This window comes from Bradyrhizobium sp. Mp27 (assembly GCF_029953005.1).
In the GTDB taxonomy this organism is placed as follows: Bacteria; Pseudomonadota; Alphaproteobacteria; order Rhizobiales; family Xanthobacteraceae; genus Bradyrhizobium; species Bradyrhizobium barranii.
The window spans coordinates 1-393 of the sequence record NZ_JASAUS010000668.1; the positions used below are offsets into that span (position 1 = coordinate 1).

The following is a 393-nucleotide window of genomic DNA, read 5'->3' on the forward strand; positions in this document are numbered from 1 at the left end:
CAGTGATCGCGACCGGCACAAAGCCAGGTGGCACATCTCCGTCCCGGCGCTCCGCGAGCTTCACCCGCGTGGTCTGACGACGCCACAGAAACAACAGGCTTGGGCTGATGTCGTGTCCTCGTGCCACCGCGGACACGCTTGCACCCGGCGCGAAACTCTCCGCGACAATCGCCGCCTTCGCATCGGTCGACCAGCGCCGACGCCGGCCCGTCCCGGTGATGATTTCGACACGCCGCAGCGTGTCGGCGCCGTGTTCGAGGATAGGCGTATGCCTATCCTTATCGCTATTCTTACGACTATCCTTCGACATTGTGACCTCGCGACAAACCATTCCGCGAGATCTTCTAGCCGACCAGATCAGCCCTTAGCGCGTGGTCCCTGCATGACGCTCAC

At 62.6% G+C, this 393-nt stretch carries 1 protein-coding gene; it reads right to left on the bottom strand.

The features are described from left to right. On the bottom strand, positions 1-310 hold a 310-nt coding region (locus tag QJT78_RS52240), incomplete at its 3' end, for a transposase (protein WP_281460959.1). Positions 311-393: the final 83 nt, after the last annotated feature.